18 protein-coding genes are annotated in these 16301 nt (G+C 71.7%); 7 read left to right on the top strand and 11 right to left on the bottom strand.

Annotated features, from left to right (window positions below; genetic code table 11):
• Window positions 1-53: 53 nt before the first annotated feature.
• Window positions 54-446: a VOC family protein gene (locus AOQ37_RS21410; RefSeq protein ID WP_062646210.1), complete on the top strand. Its 393-nt coding sequence runs from the start codon at window positions 54-56 to the stop codon at window positions 444-446.
• Between the two features lie 102 nt (window positions 447-548).
• Here AOQ37_RS21410 and AOQ37_RS21415 read toward each other — a convergent pair whose 3' ends face one another.
• Window positions 549-1853: a DUF6986 family protein gene (locus AOQ37_RS21415; RefSeq protein WP_062646211.1), complete on the bottom strand. Its 1305-nt coding sequence runs from the start codon at window positions 1851-1853 to the stop codon at window positions 549-551.
• 182 nt (window positions 1854-2035) lie between these two features.
• Here AOQ37_RS21415 and AOQ37_RS21420 point away from each other — a divergent pair, with 182 nt between their 5' ends.
• A complete protein-coding gene (locus tag AOQ37_RS21420; protein WP_062646212.1) occupies window positions 2036-2956 on the top strand; it encodes an endonuclease/exonuclease/phosphatase family protein in 921 nt (306 codons plus the stop codon).
• A 61-nt stretch (window positions 2957-3017) separates the two neighbouring features.
• Here AOQ37_RS21420 and AOQ37_RS21425 read toward each other — a convergent pair whose 3' ends face one another.
• The 4 genes from AOQ37_RS21425 to AOQ37_RS21440 form a co-directional block, all read right to left on the bottom strand.
• On the bottom strand, window positions 3018-3980 hold the full coding sequence (locus AOQ37_RS21425; RefSeq protein ID WP_062646213.1) for an electron transfer flavoprotein subunit alpha/FixB family protein: 963 nt from the start codon (window positions 3978-3980) through the stop codon (window positions 3018-3020).
• Between the two features lie 50 nt (window positions 3981-4030).
• Complete coding sequence (locus AOQ37_RS21430) at window positions 4031-4819, bottom strand: electron transfer flavoprotein subunit beta/FixA family protein (protein WP_028806184.1); 789 nt, start codon at window positions 4817-4819, stop codon at window positions 4031-4033.
• Window positions 4820-5036: 217 nt separating this feature from the next.
• Complete coding sequence (locus AOQ37_RS21435) at window positions 5037-5546, bottom strand: flavin reductase family protein (protein WP_062646214.1); 510 nt, start codon at window positions 5544-5546, stop codon at window positions 5037-5039.
• A 208-nt stretch (window positions 5547-5754) separates the two neighbouring features.
• A complete protein-coding gene (locus AOQ37_RS21440; protein WP_062646215.1) occupies window positions 5755-6168 on the bottom strand; it encodes a TlpA family protein disulfide reductase in 414 nt (137 codons plus the stop codon).
• Between the two features lie 75 nt (window positions 6169-6243).
• On the opposite strand from AOQ37_RS21440, the gene AOQ37_RS21445 reads away from it, so the two are divergent.
• From AOQ37_RS21445 to AOQ37_RS21455, 3 genes are all read left to right on the top strand, one after another.
• Window positions 6244-6660 (top strand): DUF4395 domain-containing protein, encoded by a 417-nt coding sequence (locus AOQ37_RS21445; protein WP_062646216.1) that lies wholly within the window; start codon window positions 6244-6246, stop codon window positions 6658-6660.
• 189 nt (window positions 6661-6849) lie between these two features.
• Window positions 6850-7578: a lysophospholipid acyltransferase family protein gene (locus AOQ37_RS21450; protein ID WP_062646217.1), complete on the top strand. Its 729-nt coding sequence runs from the start codon at window positions 6850-6852 to the stop codon at window positions 7576-7578.
• A 184-nt stretch (window positions 7579-7762) separates the two neighbouring features.
• The gene (locus AOQ37_RS21455; RefSeq protein ID WP_062646218.1) at window positions 7763-8788 is read left to right on the top strand and encodes a hypothetical protein; all 1026 of its coding nucleotides are present in this window, start codon (window positions 7763-7765) and stop codon (window positions 8786-8788) included.
• 11 nt (window positions 8789-8799) lie between these two features.
• On the opposite strand, the gene AOQ37_RS21460 is transcribed toward AOQ37_RS21455, so the two are convergent.
• The 5 genes from AOQ37_RS21460 to AOQ37_RS21480 form a co-directional block, all read right to left on the bottom strand.
• Window positions 8800-10044, bottom strand: coding sequence for a hypothetical protein (locus AOQ37_RS21460; protein ID WP_159401365.1), 1245 nt, complete (start codon window positions 10042-10044; stop codon window positions 8800-8802).
• Window positions 10045-10091: 47 nt separating this feature from the next.
• The gene (locus tag AOQ37_RS21465) at window positions 10092-10685 is read right to left on the bottom strand and encodes a transglutaminase domain-containing protein (protein WP_062646220.1); all 594 of its coding nucleotides are present in this window, start codon (window positions 10683-10685) and stop codon (window positions 10092-10094) included.
• A gap of 92 nt (window positions 10686-10777) precedes the next feature.
• The gene (locus AOQ37_RS21470) at window positions 10778-11848 is read right to left on the bottom strand and encodes a threonine aldolase family protein (protein WP_062646221.1); all 1071 of its coding nucleotides are present in this window, start codon (window positions 11846-11848) and stop codon (window positions 10778-10780) included.
• A complete protein-coding gene (locus AOQ37_RS21475; protein WP_062646562.1) occupies window positions 11845-12591 on the bottom strand; it encodes an SDR family NAD(P)-dependent oxidoreductase in 747 nt (248 codons plus the stop codon). The genes AOQ37_RS21470 and AOQ37_RS21475 overlap by 4 nt, the downstream gene beginning before the upstream one ends.
• 41 nt (window positions 12592-12632) lie before the next feature.
• Window positions 12633-14030, bottom strand: coding sequence for a DUF6421 family protein (locus AOQ37_RS21480; protein ID WP_062646222.1), 1398 nt, complete (start codon window positions 14028-14030; stop codon window positions 12633-12635).
• 287 nt (window positions 14031-14317) lie between these two features.
• Between AOQ37_RS21480 and AOQ37_RS21485 the strand changes: the two genes are divergently transcribed.
• Window positions 14318-15001 (top strand): glycerophosphodiester phosphodiesterase, encoded by a 684-nt coding sequence (locus AOQ37_RS21485; RefSeq protein WP_062646223.1) that lies wholly within the window; start codon window positions 14318-14320, stop codon window positions 14999-15001.
• A gap of 15 nt (window positions 15002-15016) precedes the next feature.
• Here the strand turns inward: AOQ37_RS21485 and AOQ37_RS21490 are convergent, their stop codons facing one another.
• Window positions 15017-15556, bottom strand: a complete 540-nt coding sequence (locus AOQ37_RS21490) for a GNAT family N-acetyltransferase (protein ID WP_062646224.1) — start codon at window positions 15554-15556, stop codon at window positions 15017-15019.
• 74 nt (window positions 15557-15630) lie between these two features.
• Here AOQ37_RS21490 and AOQ37_RS21495 point away from each other — a divergent pair, with 74 nt between their 5' ends.
• Entirely contained in the window at window positions 15631-16023 is a 393-nt protein-coding gene (locus AOQ37_RS21495) for a VOC family protein (RefSeq protein WP_062646225.1), read from the top strand.
• Window positions 16024-16301: the final 278 nt, after the last annotated feature.

Below are 16301 nucleotides of genomic sequence, written 5' to 3' on the forward strand. Positions count from 1 at the left end.
CCGGGTGAGGCATGGAGGCGCCCGTGAGTTTGCCTTACGGAGGCATTCCACACATGTCAGTCGAGTTGAACCACACCATCGTCCATTCCCGCGACAACCGGGAGTCCGCCGAGTTCCTCGCCCACATCCTGGGACTCGAAGTCGGTCCCGAGTGGGGCCCGTTCGTCCCGGTGAACACCAGCAACGGTGTCACCCTGGACTTCGCGAGCATCCCGGCGGAGTCGATCGTCATGCAGCACTACGCGTTCCTCGTCTCGGACGAGGAGTTCGACGCGGCCTTCGAGCGGATCGAGCGGGCGGGGATCACGTATTTCGCCGATCCGCACGGCAGGCAGCCGGGTGAGATCAACCACCATCACGGCGGCCGGGGCGTGTACTTCATGGATCCGGCCGGGCACGGCATGGAGATCATCACGCGCCCGTACGAACTCCCGCAGCGGTCGTAGCTCCTGAACGGCGGCCGGTGGAGCAGGGGTCGCGGTATCGCGGTGCGGTACCGGTGCCGGGCGGGGACGCCCCGCCCGCCCTGTTCCTCCGGCCCGCCGCCGCTACGGCGCGGAGACCGTCAGATCTCCGCGGCGCGGCGTGGCGAAGCCCTCCAGGGCCGCCCGGGTCAGCCCGCTCGCTTCGGTCACCTCGGCGAGGTCGAGGGCGCCGCAGTCCAGGCCGCGCAGCAGGTAGCCGCTGAGGGCCTTGGCGGTCGCGGGCTCGTCCATCACGTCTCCGCCGCCCCGGCCGGCGTACCGCGAGAGCCGCTCGGCGGCCTGGGCGAATCCCTCCCGGTAGAAGGCGAAGACGGCCGCGTAGCGGGTGGGGAGGTGGCCGGGGTGCATGTCCCAGCCCTGGTAGTAGGCGCGGGACAGGGCGCGGCGGGTGAGGCCGTAGTGCAGGCGCCAGGCGTCGTGGACCCGCGCGGTGGGGCCGACCGGCAGCACGTTGGTGGAGCCGTCCGAGACGCGGACGCCGGTGCCGGCCGCGGCGACCTGCATGACCGCCTTGGCGTGGTCGGCGGCGGGGTGGTCACTGGCCTGGTAGGCGGCGGAGACACCGAGGCAGGCGCTGTAGTCGAAGGTGCCGTAGTGCAGTCCGGTGGCACGGCCCTCGGCGGCCTGGATCATGCGGGCGACCGTCGCGGTGCCGTCGGTGGCGAGGATGGACTGGCTGGTCTCGATCTGGATCTCGAAGCCGAGCCGCCCGGCGTCGAGGCCACGCGCCCGCTCGAAGGCCTCCAGGAGCCGGACCATCGCGGTGACCTGCTCCGGATACGTCACCTTGGGGAGGGTCAGGACCAGGCCGTCGGGGAGGCCGCCGCTCTCCGTCAGGCCGGTGAGGAAGATGTCGAGGGTGCGGATGCCCCGGTCGCGTACCGCGGCCTCCATGCACTTCGGGCGGATGCCCATGTACGGGGCCGCGGTGCCCTTCGTGTGCGCCTCCGCCACGAGCCGGGCCGCGCGGGCGGCGGCCGCGTCCTCCTCGGCGTCCGGGCGGGGGCCGTAGCCGTCCTCGAAGTCGACGCGGAGGTCTTCGACGGGCTCGCGCTCCAGCTTGGCCCGCACGCGCGTGTACACGGGCTCGGCGAGGTCCGGGGAGAGGCCGAGACAGGCGGCGAAGGAGGCCGGGTCGGGGGCGTGCTCGTCGAGGGCGGCGAGCGCCCGGTCGCCCCAGGAGCGGATCGTGTCGGCGTCGAAGGCGTCGCCGGGGACGTAGACGGTGTGGACGGGCTGGCGGGTCCCGGGGTCGCCGGGGTAGCGCCGGTCGAGTTCGGCGTCGACCGGGGCGAGGGAGGCGCTGATCTCCTCGCTGACGGCGCCCGCGAGGCTCGTCGTGACCGTCTCGTGCTGGCCCTGACCCATTCCCACACCCTCCGGTTTTTCCGCTGTACGGAATCAACAATCCGTAGAACGAAGTTATCCGGGCGGCTTCCGGCAGGTCAACACCCTGTCCACGGCGCGGTCCCTCCGCTCACCGGCACCCCGGCCCCCTCTTCCGTACAGCCGTCCTCACCTTCATCCTGTCTCACAAGGGAGGGAAACATATGACCGGCACCACCGGGCAGACCCGGCGCGCGGGACTGCGCACGGCCCTGGCCGTCCTGGCGACCGTGCCCCTGCTGGGCACGGCGGGGTCGTCCGCCACCCGGCACGAGAGCCCGGCGCGCGGGGCGCTCCAGCCCTCGACCGTGCCGCCGTTGAGGGTCATGACCTTCAACCTGCGCTACCCGGGCGCCAAGGACGGCCACACCTGGCCGGTGCGCCGTCCGGTGATGCGTGCGCTGCTGCGCCGGGCGGCTCCGCACGTCGTCGGCACCCAGGAGGGCCTGCCGGCCCAGTTGCGCGACATCGAGGCCGACCTCGGTCCGCACTACGACTGGATCGGCGAGGGCCGCAGCGTGGAGGACCCGGAGGCGGTGGCCGTCTTCTACGACACCCGTCGGCTCGCCCCGGTCGAGCACGCGCACTTCTGGCTCTCCGACACACCCGAGGTGCTCGGTTCCAACACCTGGGGGGCGGACTACCCCCGCATGGTCACCTGGGTCCGCTTCCGTGATCTGCGCGCCCGGCGGGAGTTCTACGTCGTCAACACCCATCTCGACAACGCCAGCCAGTACGCGCGGATGCGGTCCGCCGACCTGATCGCCGCACGGACGGCCCGCCTGGACCGCTCCCTGCCCCTGCTGCTGACCGGCGACTTCAACGCCGTCGCCCACGCCAATCCGGTCTACGACCGGCTGCTGGCCGCCGGGCTGGTGGACACCTGGGACACGGCACGCGCGCGGGGCGGGGCCTATGCGACCTACCACGGGTACAAGCCGCTGACGCCGAACGGGGACCGTATCGACTGGATCCTGGCGACGCCGGGGGTCACCGTCCACCGTGAGTGGACCGACACCTTCCGCCTGGACGGCCAGTACCCGAGCGATCACCTGCCGGTGCAGGCCACGCTGACCCTGGAATGAGCCGAGGCCCCCGTGACCTGTGCGGTCACGGGGGCCTCGGACAGTACCGCGACTGCCGGGATCAGCCCTTGCGGGTGTTGATCTCTTCGGTGAGCTGCGGGACGACGTCGAACAGGTCGCCGACGACGCCGTAGTCGACCAGGTCGAAGATCGGGGCCTCGGCGTCCTTGTTGACGGCCACGATGGTCTTCGAGGTCTGCATGCCGGCGCGGTGCTGGATGGCGCCGGAGATGCCGTTGGCGATGTAGAGCTGCGGCGAGACGGACTTGCCGGTCTGGCCGACCTGGTTGGTGTGCGGGTACCAGCCGGCGTCCACCGCGGCGCGGGAGGCGCCGACGGCCGCGCCCAGGGAGTCGGCGAGGGACTCGATGAGGGCGAAGTTCTCGGCGCCGTTGACGCCGCGGCCGCCGGAGACCACGATCGCGGCCTCGGTCAGCTCCGGGCGGCCGGTCGACTCACGCGGCGTACGGCCGGTGACCTTGGTGCCGGTCGCCTGGGCGGAGAAGGTCACCGCGAGGGCCTCGACGGCACCGGCGGCCGGGGCGGCCTCGACGGCGGCCGAGTTCGGCTTCACGGTGATGACCGGGGTGCCCTTGGAGACACGGGACTTGGTGGTGAAGGACGCGGCGAACACCGACTGGGTGGCCACCGGGCCCTCGTCGCCGGCCTCGATGTCGGTGGCGTCGGTGATGATGCCGGAGCCGATGCGCAGCGCCAGACGGGCGGCGATCTCCTTGCCTTCGGCGGAGGACGGGACGAGGACGGCGGCCGGGGAGACCGCCTCGACGGCGGCCTGGAGCGCGTCGACCTTCGGTACGACGAGGTAGTCGGCGTACTCGGAGGCGTCGTGGGTCAGCACCTTCACGGCGCCGTGCTCGGCCAGCGCGGCGGCGGTGTTCTCGGCGCCCGCGCCGAGGGCGACGGCGACGGGCTCGCCGATGCGGCGGGCCAGCGTCAGCAGCTCCAGGGTGGGCTTGCGGACGGCACCGTCCACGTGGTCGACGAAGACGAGGACTTCAGCCATGGGATTGCTCTCCTGCGAAACGAAGTTGAGGGGCGGTCGGCGAAGGGCCTTTAGATGAACTTCTGGCCCGCGAGGAACTCGGCGAGCTGCTTGCCGCCCTCGCCCTCGTCCTTGACGATCGTGCCCGCGGTGCGGGCCGGACGCTCGGTCGCGCTGTCGACCGCGGTCCAGGCACCCTCGAGACCGACCTCCTCGGCCTCCAGGTCCAGGTCGGAGAGGTCCCAGGACTCGACCGGCTTCTTCTTGGCCGCCATGATGCCCTTGAAGGACGGGTAACGCGCCTCGCCCGACTGGTCGGTGACCGACACGACGGCCGGCAGGGAGGCCTCGAGCTGCTCGGAGGCGGCGTCGCCGTCCCGGCGGCCCTTGACGGTGCCGTCCTCGACGGAGACCTCGGAGAGCAGGGTGACCTGCGGGACGCCCAGACGCTCGGCCAGCAGGGCCGGGACGACGCCCATGGTGCCGTCGGTGGAGGCCAGGCCGGAGATGACCAGGTCGTAGCCGGCCTTCTCGATCGCCTTGGCCAGCACCAGGGATGTGCCGATGGCGTCGGTGCCGTGCAGGTCGTCGTCCTCGACGTGGATCGCCTTGTCGGCGCCCATGGAGAGGGCCTTGCGGAGCGCGTCCTTGGCGTCCTCGGGGCCCACCGTCAGGACGGTGATCTCCACGTCGTCGTCGGAGTTCTCGGAGATCTGCAACGCCTGTTCGACCGCGTACTCGTCGAGTTCGGAGAGCAGACCGTCCACGTCGTCCCGGTCGACGGTCAGGTCATCGGCGAAGTGCCGGTCGCCAGTGGCGTCGGGCACGTACTTCACAGTGACAACGATCCTCAAGCTCACGCCGGCTCTCCTACTGCATCGTCAGTTTTCGGCTGCCTTCTTCCAGGCAGCATAGGCGCCACAAGCGGCCGATCCCGGTCGGGGCGGCCCGCGCTCCGACCGAAATATTACTCGTCAGTACACCCAGTTCGTTCCCGCTAAGCAAGCGCTTTGAACTGTGACCTTTGCAACGCAGCGTAATCGGAACTCGACGACTTCGCAGGAGAGCCGGGCGTGATCAATCCCGCAGGGCCGTGAACCGGCCCTGGTGGTAGAGCAAGGGACGGCCCGCCCCCTCCGGGTCACCCAGCACCACCTCGGCCAGCACGATGCGGTGATCGCCCGCCGGGACCCGCGCGACGACCCGGCACACCAGCCACGCCAGCACGTCGTCCAGGACCGGGACGCCCTGCGGGCCGTCGCGCCACGCGGTCGGCGCGCCGAAGCGGTCGGCGCCGCTCCTGGCGAAGGTGGCGGCCAGCTCCTGCTGGTGCTCGCCGAGTATGTGGACGCCGACGTGCGCGGCCCGGGACACCGCCGGCCAGCTGGAGGCGCCGGTGCCGATGCCGAAGGAGAGCATCGGGGGCTCGGCGGAGACGGAGCTGAGCGAGGTGGCGGTGAAGCCGGCCGGGCCGTCAGGACCGGCGGCGGTGATCACGGCGACCCCCGCGGCGTGCCGCCGGAAGACGGAGCGCAGGAGATCGGGAGAGGCCAGACGAGGGGAGCCGAGGCCGGGTGTGGCCGTCATGGGGGTGTCCTTCTGCGGGAAGTGGCGGACCGGGCCGTGGGTGCTCAACGGCCCGGACAGCGCGCGCTCGCGGTACGGACCAGGTCGACGTGGACCCGTCCGTGGAGAAGGAGTTCCTCAGGCATACGGTCAGGCTGACGATAGGTGGTGCGCGCAGTCAAGTACGTTCCGGCATCTGGGAGATGCCTCACCGTTGCCCGCGGGCGGCTCACACGGCCTCCCCCAGCGCCGCGATGACGTCCGCCTTGCGGGGCTGGCCGGTGGCGCGCCGCACGACGCGGCCGTCGGCGTCGAGCACCAGCACGGTCGGCGTCTTGAGGATGTCCAGCTCACGGACGAGGTCCAGACGGGCCTCGGCGTCGATCTCTATGTGGGTGACTCCGGGGACCACTCCGGCCACCTCGCCGAGGACCCTGCGGGTGGCCCGGCAGGGCGCGCAGAAGGCGCTGGAGAACTGCACCAGCGTGGCCCGTTCGCCGAGTTCACCGCCCAGCCGGTCCGCCCCGAGCCGTTTGCCGTCGTCGCGCCCGCGCACCCGCACCCTCCCGCTCCGCCGCCTGTGCAGCGCTCCGTAGGCGCTCGCCGCCGCGAGCACCGCCACGCACACCAGCAGTCCGGTCATCAGGTCCTCCAGCGTTCACGAGACTGCAAAGATTCCCGGCTCCAGGAATCGTTTCCGTTGCGGAATGCTTGATTCATGGACATCGATGCGAGGGGCCCGCGCTTCGGGGCCGCCGTGACGACCGTAGTACTCGCGGTCGTGCTGATCAGCGGCAACACCTGGCTGCTGGCGTTGCAGACGCTGGCGTTCGCGCTCGGCGCGGCGGGCGGGGTCGGGCGCTCACCGTACGGCTGGGTGTTCCGCAGGGCCGTGCGCCCGCGGATCGGGCCGCCGACGGACTTCGAGGCGCCGGAGCCGCCGCGGTTCGCGCAGGCGGTGGGTCTGCTGTTCGCGGGCGTCGGACTCGTCGGCCTCACCCTGGGTCCGCACTGGCTCGGCCTGGCCGCGACCGGGGCGGCACTGGCGGCCGCGTTCCTCAATGCCGCTTTCGGGTACTGCCTCGGATGCGAGATGTACCTGCTCGTACGGCGCGTCGCGGTACGCGCGGAGTAAAGGAGGCTTAAAAGCCCGAGGTGGATCAAGGGGGCCGAAGTGACGAGTATCTCGCGGTTCCCGGGCACTGGGGCTGGCTCCCCGGCCGTTATTCGGGCACGATCTGCGAGATGCCGTAAACCTACGGCTGCGTAACTTTGCCGTCGGGAGCGACTCCCCGGCGAAGAGAAGGAAGGGTTCGCCCCGCCCATGGCAGAGATTGTCTACCGCCCCGTCGTCGGCCTCGCCCAGACGTTGTTCAAGGTCTGGGACCTCAAGATCGACTGCAAGGGGTCGGAGAACATCCCGCGCTCGGGCGGAGCCGTGCTGGTCAGCAATCACATCAGCTACCTCGACTTCATCTTCGACGGTCTGGCCGCGCTCCCGCAGAAACGTCTCGTTCGTTTCATGGCGAAGGAGTCCGTCTTCCGCCACAAGATCTCCGGCCCGCTGATGCGCGGCATGAAGCACATCCCGGTGGACCGCAACCAGGGCGAGACGGCCTACGCGCACGCTCTCGAGTCGCTGCGCTCGGGCGAGATCGTCGGGGTCTTCCCCGAGGCCACCATCTCGCAGTCCTTCACGCTGAAGAGCTTCAAGTCGGGCGCGGCCCGGATGGCCCAGGAGGCCGGCGTCCCGCTGATCCCGGTGGCCCTGTGGGGTACGCAGCGGCTGTGGACCAAGGGTCACCCGCGCAACTTCAAGCGCAGCCACACCCCGGTCACCATCCGCGTCGGCGAGGCCATCGAAGCCTCCCGTGACAAGTACGCGGGCGCGATCACCCGGCAGCTGCGCGAGCGCGTCCAGGAGCTCCTGGAGGCCGCTCAGCGCGCCTATCCCGTCCGTCCCAAGGACGCGAACGACACCTGGTGGATGCCGGCCCACCTGGGCGGCACCGCGCCGACGCCCGAGCAGGTCCGCGCGGCCGAGGCACGCTGACGCGACGCGCGCGGCAGTGGGCCCCGGCGGGCCGTCGCCCGCCGGGCCCGTTCCGTGGGACCCCGCGCCCCGCGGGGGCGGCGGCGGCCGATAGGGTCCCGGCCATGCCGGTGAGCCGGGTGCCGGGTCGCCGAGCACCCGTCGGGCCGGACTGTGTTCTGCCGAACGCGCTACGGGGGCGAAGATGCGGCGCTGGGTGAAGGTGACGGTCGCCGCCGCGGCCGTGCTCGCGCTGGGCGGCTGGATCACCCAGCCGTACGTCCACCAGTGGTGGCTGATCCGCACCGCGTGCGACGGGGTGCTGCCCGAGGGCGCCGTCCGCGAGCTGATCCCCGAGGACGCCCGGGTCACGGGCTCCGAGGCGGGCGGGGTGCGGGAGCTCGGCGACCACGGCTGCGAGGTCACCTTCGCGGACGGGCACAGTGGCGACCGGCGGCTGCTCGCCCTGTACGCCTACACCCGGCGCGACGACCAGGACCGTGAGTTCATGGCCGCGTTCCCGCGCAGCGGGTTCGACTCCCAGGCGGCGATGCCGGACGGGCTGCCCGGGTTCGTCTCCCGCGTCGGCACCCTCGAGTTCCTGCTGCCCTGTCCCGGTCTGGGCAAGGACGCCGACGGCCGGCAGCGCAAGCTGCTGGTGCACGCGGGCGTCAGCCACGAGGGCTCCTGGCGCCGGCCCGCCTCCTACGAGGTCGCCGTGGCCTTCGTCAACTCCGCCTCGAAACGCCTGGGATGCGGCGCCGAGCCGCTGACGGCGCCGGAGGAGGTCGGCCCCGCCGACCCCGAGGAGGACGCTCCGGGTACGGTCTCCCCGGCCGCCGCCCGGGACACCGCCTGCGGCTGGCTGGCCGGGGCGGGGCTGCCGGACCCGGCGCACTGGAAGCTCGACGTCCGGCTCACCGACGCGGCGCCGACGGGCAGTTGCGAGGTGACCTTCGACGACGGGGCCTCGTCCGGGCGCCCGGAGGGGATGAACTTCGTCGCCTGGTTCGGGGACTGGAGCAACCGGCTCGTCTCCGACAACGGCTCCGACCGTCCGTCGCCGACCGCCGGCGCCCGCTGCGCCGGCGAGGCCGCCCACTTCGGGCTCGACGCCTCCTCGGACCTCCCGGGCGTCGACCGGGCGAAGCGGCTGGCACTGCTGCGTGCCTTCGCCGCCGCGCAGGCGGAGCGGCGCGGCTGCACCGGCCTCACGGTGGACGCGGGCTGACGCGGAAGTCGTCAGACGGTCAGCCAGAGAGCCCGTACATAGCGGTCGTCGATGGCCTGCCGCATGGCATCGGCCCGCGCCTCGGGGACCTTGCGTGCCGTCGCCCAGGCGGACACCACGCCGAGCAACTGGTGCCGGGCGTCCATCAGGTCGCCGCGCACCCGGGCCGGGTGGCGCGCGGTGATCCCGGCCATCGGCGGGCGGGTGGTCACCTGCGCGGTGTGGGCGGGGTAGACGCCGGGTGTGTGGCGGCGGACGGCGGCGTCGAAGGCGGTGAGGTCGGGGACGGTGCCGTCGCGGGCGTAGCGGGCGCGGTACTTCATCAGGGCGCCGACCCGTTCGGCCATGTGCTCGAGGTCGCTGTCGACCCAGTAGGTGACGGGCGCCTGGTAGCCGTCCCCGGCCGGTTCGGGACGGTAGTCGGGGTCGCGCCCCTGTCCGTCGAGCCGCTCCAGGTAGTAGGCCAGCCAGGCGCGCTCGGCGGCGTAGAGGATCGCGAACGCCTCGGGGTCCCGGGCCAGTTCGGCGATCAGTTCCTCGGGGTCGGCCTCGATGTCCGAGTAGGGCCGGGTGTGTTCGAAGTCGGCGTGTGCCTCGCCGGGGGCGAGGAAACGGCCGTAGGTGGTCCAGCCCTCGTCGTCGGGGCGGGCCTGCTCGGCGGGGACCGCGGGCAGGACGGCGCCGTCGTCGGAGTCGGTGTAGCGGTTCTGGTCGACGACGTACTGGGCGAGCATGCGGGCCACCCCGGGCGCCATCCCGTCGGGCAGTTCGACCCCGTTCAGGGCGGCGGCCACCGCGAAGGCGCTCCGGGCCTGGGCCAGGGTGTGCGGGTTCTCGACGCCGGTGGCGCGGGTGGCCGCGTCCACGATCCGGCCCAGCACCTCGCCGCCGTCGCCGCACGGGCGCTCGTACACGAGGAGTTCGCGTACGGCGTCGAAGCGGGCGAGGTCGTCCCCCGGGTCGAGGGCGCGGGTCGCGGCGGCCGGGTCGCCGGCCAGGGCGCGGGTGGCGGCCGGGAGCTTGCGGCAGGAAGGGGCGTCCTCGGAGCCCGCCAGGACGACCGGGACGGCGCCCGCGGCGGCGAGGAGGACCAGGACCACGGCGGAGCCGAGCAGCGGGTGTCCGCGTAGCCGGGCGACGAGGCGCCACCGCCCGCCACGCGGTTCCCGCGGGCCGCCCGGCCCGGGCGGAGCGTCCTGTCCCGGGTCCTCGTTCGGGTCCGCACCGGCCTGTCTGGTCTGTCCCCCGTCACCCATGCCGGGGAGGTTAGCGACCGCGGCGGCCGGGATCCGCGCCGGGGTGGTCAGAGTGCGGCGGGCAGGGTCCGCCACAGGTGCGGGCGGTCGGGGGCGGCCCGCAGCGCGCCGAGGACGGCCGGGTGCGCGCTCGCGTACAGGCCGGGGTAGTCCACTTCGCCCGCGGCGGGGTCGGGCAGGAAGGCCAGGTGTTCGCCGTCCAGAGAGAAGCGCGCGTCCACGCCCGGTTTGTTGCCGCGTGGATCCTGGCGGTGCCAGGCCCCGTCGAAGCGCACGGCGACGAGCCCGTGGAGCACGTGCCCTTCGCCCTCGTCGTGGGCGAACCGCTGGTAGCAGAGCGCGGTCGGGATGTCCTCGGCCCGCAGCAGGGCGGCCAGGGCGTGGGCCTTGGCGTGGCAGATGCCCGTGCCCTGCTCGAGGACGTCCGAGGCCCGCCAGGTCACGCGCGGGTCGCCGGCGTCCTGCGAGTGGGGAATGGCGTCACGGACGAATTCGAAGGCGAGCCGCGCATAGTCATACGAGTGCTTCGCGTCCTTGGCGAGGCGGGCAGCCGTGTCCCGCACCCGTGGATGATGGTGGTCGATGACGTCGTCAGCGGCCAGATAGGCGGAAAGGTCGGGGTTCTCCTGGATGAGCTCCATGAGGCGAGAGCATAGGAAAGCGATCACCCGAGAGTCAATGACTTTTCAGGTGACCGCATACCTATGCAATCAGGCTGTGTCCGCCGCGTCCGCTACCGCGCCATCTCCTCCTTGACCGCGGCGACGAAGGTGTCCACGTCCTCCTCGGTCGTGTCGAACGCGCACATCCAGCGCACGACACCCGCGGCCTCGTCCCAGAAGTAGAACCGGAACTTCTTCTGGAGCCGCTCGCTCACGTCGTGCGGAAGCCGGGCGAAGACGCCGTTGGCCTGCACCGGGTAGAGGATCTCCACCCCGTGCACGGCCCGCACGCCCTCGGCCAGCCGCTGGGCCATCTCGTTGGCGTGGCGTGCGTTGCGCAGCCACAGGTCCTTGGCCAGGAGGGCCTCCAACTGCACCGACACGAAGCGCATCTTGGAGGCGAGCTGCATCGACAGCTTGCGCAGGTGCTTCATGTGACGGACGGCGTCCTGGTCGATGACGACGACCGCCTCGCCGAACAGCGCGCCGTTCTTCGTCCCGCCCAGCGAGAGCAGGTCGACGCCGACCGCGTTGGTGAACGTCCGCATCGGGACGTTCAGCGAGGCGGCCGCGTTGGCTATCCGGGAACCGTCCAGGTGCACCTTCATGCCGTGCGCGTGGGCGTGGTCGCAGATCGCGCGGATCTCGTCGGGGGTGTAGAGCGTGCCGAGTTCCGTGCTCTGGGTGATCGAGACGACCTGCGGCATCGCGCGGTGCTCGTCGTCCCAGCCCCAGGCCTGCCTGTCGATCAGCTCGGGGGTGAGCTTGCCGTCCGGGGTGGGCACGGTGAGCAGCTTCAGGCCGCCCATGCGCTCGGGCGCGCCGCCCTCGTCGACGTTGATGTGCGCGCTCTCCGCGCAGATCACCGCGCCCCAGCGGTCGGTGACCGCCTGGAGCGCGACGACGTTGGCGCCGGTGCCGTTGAAGACCGGGAACGCCTCCGCCGTGGCGCCGAAGTGGCTGCGGATGATCCCCTGGAAGTGCTCGGTGTAGGCGTCCTCGCCGTACGCCACCTGATGGCCGCCGTTGGCCAGGGCCAGGGCGGCCATCACCTCCGGGTGGGCCCCGGCGTAGTTGTCGCTGGCGAAACCGCGGACCTCCGGGTCGTGATGGCGTCGCGCGTCGGTCTTCGGAGGGTTCACGGCTTCTCGGTGAGCCACAGACGCTGTCCGTTCACTTCGGGGGCGGGCTTCTCCCAGACTCCGGCGATGGCCTCGGCCAGGTCCTTGACGTCGGTGAAGCCCGCGAACTTCGCGTTGGGGCGGTCGGCGCGCATCGCCTCGTGCACCAGTGCCTTCACCACCAGGATCGCAGCCGCGGAGGTCGGGCCCTCGGCGCCCCCGGCCTTGCGGAAGGCGTCGGCGAGCGCGAGGGTCCACGCCTCGGCGGCGGCCTTCGCGGCGGCGTACGCGGCGTTGCCCGCGGAGGGGTTCGAGGCCCCGGCGGCACTGATCAGCACGTACCGGCCGAGCTCGCTGCGCTGGAGGCCCTCGAAGAAGGCGAGCGAGGTGTGCTGGACGGTCTTGACCAGCAGCAGCTCCAGGAAGTCCCAGTCGTCCAGGCTGGTCTTGATGAACGTCTCGCTGCCGCGCCAGCCGCCGACGAGGTGGACCACGCCGTCGATCCGGCCGAACTCCTTCTCGACGCGGTGCGCCCAGTCCCGGGTCGAGTCCAGGTCGAGCAGGTCGACCGGCTCACCGGTGACGGTGGCGCCGCCGGCCCCGTAGCGGGCCGCGTCGACGGCCTCCGCCAGACGCTCGGGGTCGTTGTCCGCTCCAGCGACGATCGCGCCCGCCTCGGCGAGCCTGAGCAGCGTCGCCCGGCCGGCCGGTCCGCCCGCGCCGGCGACCGCGATCACCGCACCATCGAGAGCCCCGTTCCCCATGGTCTTCCCCTTCTGAGCAGTGTTCTCGGTACGCAGGTCGCTCACGCGGCGATCCGCTCGGCGCTGTCGGCCGTGATACCCCGGGTCGAGGCGATCACGCTCTTGAGCTTCTTGGACAGTGCCTCATAGAACATGCTCAGCGGAAACTCGTCCGGAAGCACGTCGTCCACGAGTTTGCGCGGCGGCTGGGTCAGGTCCAGGGCGTCGGGACCCTTGGCCCACTTGGATCCCGGGTGCGGGGCGAGGTAGGCGGAGACCAGCTCGTGGGCGGCGAACCAGTGGACGAGCTTGGGGCGGTCGATGCCGTCGCGGTACAGCTGCTCGATGTCCGCGCACAGCTGGTTGGTGACCTGCGGGGCCCGCTGCCAGTCGATGTGCAGCTTGTTGTCGGTCCACCGGACGACGTCGTGCTTGTGCAGGTAGGCGAAGAGCAGCTGGCCGCCGAGGCCGTCGTAGTTGCGCACCCGGTCCCCGGAGACCGGGAAGCGGAACATCCGGTCGAAGAGGACCGCGTACTGGACGTCACGGGCCTGCGGGACGCCGTCGGCCTCCAGCTTGACCGCCTCCTTGAAGGCGGTGAGGTCGCAGCGCAGCTCCTCCAGGCCGTACATCCAGAACGGCTGGCGCTGCTTGATCATGAAGGGGTCGAAGGGCAGGTCGCCGTGGCTGTGGGTGCGGTCGTGGACCATGTCCCACAGGACGAAGGCCTCCTCGCAGCGCTTCTGGTCGTGGACCATGGCGGCGATGTCCTCGGGCAGCGACAGGCCCAGGACCTCGACGGCCGCGTCGGTCACGCGACGGAAGCGGGCGGCCTCGCGGTCGCAGAAGATGCCACCCCAGGAGAAACGTTCCGGCGCCTCGCGCACGGCGATGGTCTCCGGGAACAGGACGGCGGAGTTGGTGTCGTAGCCGGCCGTGAAGTCCTCGAAGGTGATCCCGCAGAACAGCGGGTTGTCGTAGCGCGTGCGCTCGAGCTCGGCCAGCCAGTCCGGCCAGACCATGCGCAGCACGACCGCTTCCAGGTTGCGGTCCGGGTTGCCGTTCTGCGTGTACATCGCGAAGACGACCAGGTGCTGGAGCCCGTCGCGACGGTCCGCGGCGGGCTGGAAGGCCAGCAGCGAGTCGAGGAAGTCCGGCACCTCGAAGCCGCCGTCGGCCCAGACCCGCAGGTCCTTGACCAGCGCGCGGTGGTAGTCGGCGTCGTGCGGGAGCAGCGGGGACAGCTCCTCGACGGCCTCGACCACCCGCAGGACGGCCTGCTCGGCGTCCGTGCGCGACGGCGCGCCCTCGGCCGTGAAGTCGATCGACCCGTCCTTCGACTGCCAGGGCCGGATCCGCTCCACGGCATCCTTGAGCACGCGCCACGCCGGGTGCTCGACCACCCTCGCCGCCGGAGGAACGTGCTCCCCCGTTGCCGCCTGCACAAGAATTTCCGTCATGTCCCATCCTTCACTGGAGAAGCTCACGTCAGGACACCGTATGCACAGGAGGTTTCCTCCAGCAAGTGGACCCTACGGAAATTATCCTGCGTGTTCGCATCTTCACCGCACTTTTTCCTGCCTGACACCGAGGGAGCGGCTACTTCCGCTTCTGCTGGGTAGGCGGGTCGGATCTTGCGGCGGGGCGGGTACAGGAACCCCCGGTGCACGCGCATGTCCATGGCGCCCCCGGGGCCACTAGGCTGCGTGCTCCTCCAGCCCAGCCGTCGACGGAAGCGAGTCGTCTCTTGAACTTCCTCACCATCGGTCACCGCGGAGTCATGGGTGTCGAGCCCGAGAACACCCTGCGTTCCTTCGTCGCCGCCGAGCACGCGGGCCTGGACGTCATCGAACTCGATCTGCACCTGAGCAAAGACGGTGCACTGGTGGTCATGCACGATCCCGACGTGGACCGAACGACCGACGGGACCGGGCCCGTCGCCGACCAGACGCTCGCGGAGCTGCGGACCCTGGACGCGGGCCGGGGCGAGCGCGTGCCCTTCTTCGAGGAGGTCCTGGACGCCGTGCGGCTCCCGCTCCAGGCCGAGATCAAGGACGTCCAGGCCGCGCGGGCGCTGGCCGAGGTGATGCAGTCGCGCGACCTGGTGGACCGCGTGGAGGTGTCCTCCTTCCACGACGAGGCCGTCGCCGAGATCGCGCGCCTCGTACCCGGGGTGCGCACCGCGCTCATCGGCAGCCGCTACGGCCTCGACATCGTCGACCGCGCCGTGGAGGCCGGCGCGGCGACGGTCTGCCTCAACCTGCGCCGGCTCACGCTGGAGATCGTCGAGGAGGCCCGCAAGCACGGCCTGCGGATCATCGGCTGGGTGGTCAACACCCAGGATCAGCTGCGGCTCGTCCGGGCCCTGGAACTCGACGGCGCGACCACCGACTACCCGGAGATCCGGCGCACGGGCCGGTTCACGGCCTAGCGCGGGTTCCGGCCGTCAGGCCAGTTCCTTGACGAGCAGCTCGAACTGGAGGTCGTCGCGCTGCGGGATGCCGAAGCGCTCGTCGCCGTAGGGGAAGGGGGTCATCCGACCGGTGCGCCGGTAGCCGCGACGCTCGTACCAGGCTATGAGGTCCTCGCGTACGGAGATCACGGTCATGTGCATCTCGGTGACCCCCCAGCTCTCGCGGGCCTGCCGCTCGGCCTCCGCCATGACCGTCTTGCCGAGGCCGGCGCCCTGGACCGAGGGGCTGACGGCGAACATGCCGAAGTAGGCGTGGGCGCCGCGGTGTTCCAGCTGGCAGCAGGCGACGATCCGGCCCTGCCGCTCGACGGTGAGCAGTCGGCCGGCGGGTGCCTTGATGACCGCGAGCACGCCGTCCGGATCGGTCCGCTGCCCGTGCAGGATGTCGGCCTCGGTCGTCCACCCGGCCCGGCTGGTGTCTCCGCGGTAGGCCGACTCGATGAGCGCGACGAGTGCGTCCACGTCGGTGTCGACGGCGTCGCGGAAGGTGAATTCGGTGGCGGCGGTGTCCATGCGGGCGTTCTCCGGTCTCTGACTCGGCTGGGGCACCGACGAGGGTAGACCCTGCGCCGGTAGGCTCCGGCTGCATGGTGCACGTACTCAGCAGTAGGACCCTGCTCCGGCCGACCGACCCCGAGCGCTCCCGTGCCTTCTACGGGGAGCAGCTGGGCCTGGCGGTCTACCGCGAGTTCGGGACGGGGCCGGAGCGCGGTGTCGTCTACTTCCTCGGCGGCGGCTTCCTGGAGGTCTCGGGCCGTTCGGAGGCGCCGCCGGATCCGGCGGTACGGCTGTGGCTCCAGGTGGCGGACGTGGCGGCGGCGCACGACGAGCTGCGTGCCCAGGGGGTGGAGATCGTCCGGCCGCCGGTGCGGGAGCCGTGGGGGCTCGACGAGATGTGGATCGCCGATCCGGACGGTACGCCGATCGTGCTGGTGGAGGTACCGGCGGACCATCCGATCCGCTACCGGCCGGGAATCTGACCCGCTCCTCGACGGCGTACCGCCGGCCGTCGACGACCGCCGTCACCGCATCTCCCCGGGGGACCCGCGCGGCGGCTCTTCCGGTTCATGCTCGGCACTCCGCGCGTCTTCGTCGTCCGCCCTTGGGTTGCCGGGGCGGCGGGGGGACGGGGCCGTCGGCGGTTCGGCCGGGGCGGTCCGGGTGGCGGGGTGTCGAGGGCATCGGTGCAGGCCGGGCCGTGTCCGCCGGGCTCCGGCGGCCACCGGATGCCGTGGAGCGGGCCGGGGCATAGCGTGCT

This window comes from Streptomyces maremycinicus (assembly GCF_001184025.1).
Lineage (GTDB): Bacteria > Actinomycetota > Actinomycetes > Streptomycetales > Streptomycetaceae > Streptomyces > Streptomyces maremycinicus.

Coding starts and splice junctions, on each gene's coding strand:
- AOQ37_RS21410 (WP_062646210.1), top strand. CDS start 54: ATGTCAGTCGAGTTGAACCACACCATCGTCCATTCCCGCGACAACCGG.
- AOQ37_RS21415 (WP_062646211.1), bottom strand. CDS start 1,853: ATGGGTCAGGGCCAGCACGAGACGGTCACGACGAGCCTCGCGGGCGCC.
- AOQ37_RS21420 (WP_062646212.1), top strand. CDS start 2,036: ATGACCGGCACCACCGGGCAGACCCGGCGCGCGGGACTGCGCACGGCC.
- AOQ37_RS21425 (WP_062646213.1), bottom strand. CDS start 3,980: ATGGCTGAAGTCCTCGTCTTCGTCGACCACGTGGACGGTGCCGTCCGC.
- AOQ37_RS21435 (WP_062646214.1), bottom strand. CDS start 5,546: ATGACGGCCACACCCGGCCTCGGCTCCCCTCGTCTGGCCTCTCCCGAT.
- AOQ37_RS21440 (WP_062646215.1), bottom strand. CDS start 6,168: ATGACCGGACTGCTGGTGTGCGTGGCGGTGCTCGCGGCGGCGAGCGCC.
- AOQ37_RS21445 (WP_062646216.1), top strand. CDS start 6,244: ATGGACATCGATGCGAGGGGCCCGCGCTTCGGGGCCGCCGTGACGACC.
- AOQ37_RS21450 (WP_062646217.1), top strand. CDS start 6,850: ATGGCAGAGATTGTCTACCGCCCCGTCGTCGGCCTCGCCCAGACGTTG.
- AOQ37_RS21455 (WP_062646218.1), top strand. CDS start 7,763: ATGCGGCGCTGGGTGAAGGTGACGGTCGCCGCCGCGGCCGTGCTCGCG.
- AOQ37_RS21460 (WP_159401365.1), bottom strand. CDS start 10,044: ATGGGTGACGGGGGACAGACCAGACAGGCCGGTGCGGACCCGAACGAG.
- AOQ37_RS21465 (WP_062646220.1), bottom strand. CDS start 10,685: ATGGAGCTCATCCAGGAGAACCCCGACCTTTCCGCCTATCTGGCCGCT.
- AOQ37_RS21475 (WP_062646562.1), bottom strand. CDS start 12,591: ATGGGGAACGGGGCTCTCGATGGTGCGGTGATCGCGGTCGCCGGCGCG.
- AOQ37_RS21480 (WP_062646222.1), bottom strand. CDS start 14,030: ATGACGGAAATTCTTGTGCAGGCGGCAACGGGGGAGCACGTTCCTCCG.
- AOQ37_RS21490 (WP_062646224.1), bottom strand. CDS start 15,556: ATGGACACCGCCGCCACCGAATTCACCTTCCGCGACGCCGTCGACACC.
- AOQ37_RS21495 (WP_062646225.1), top strand. CDS start 15,631: ATGGTGCACGTACTCAGCAGTAGGACCCTGCTCCGGCCGACCGACCCC.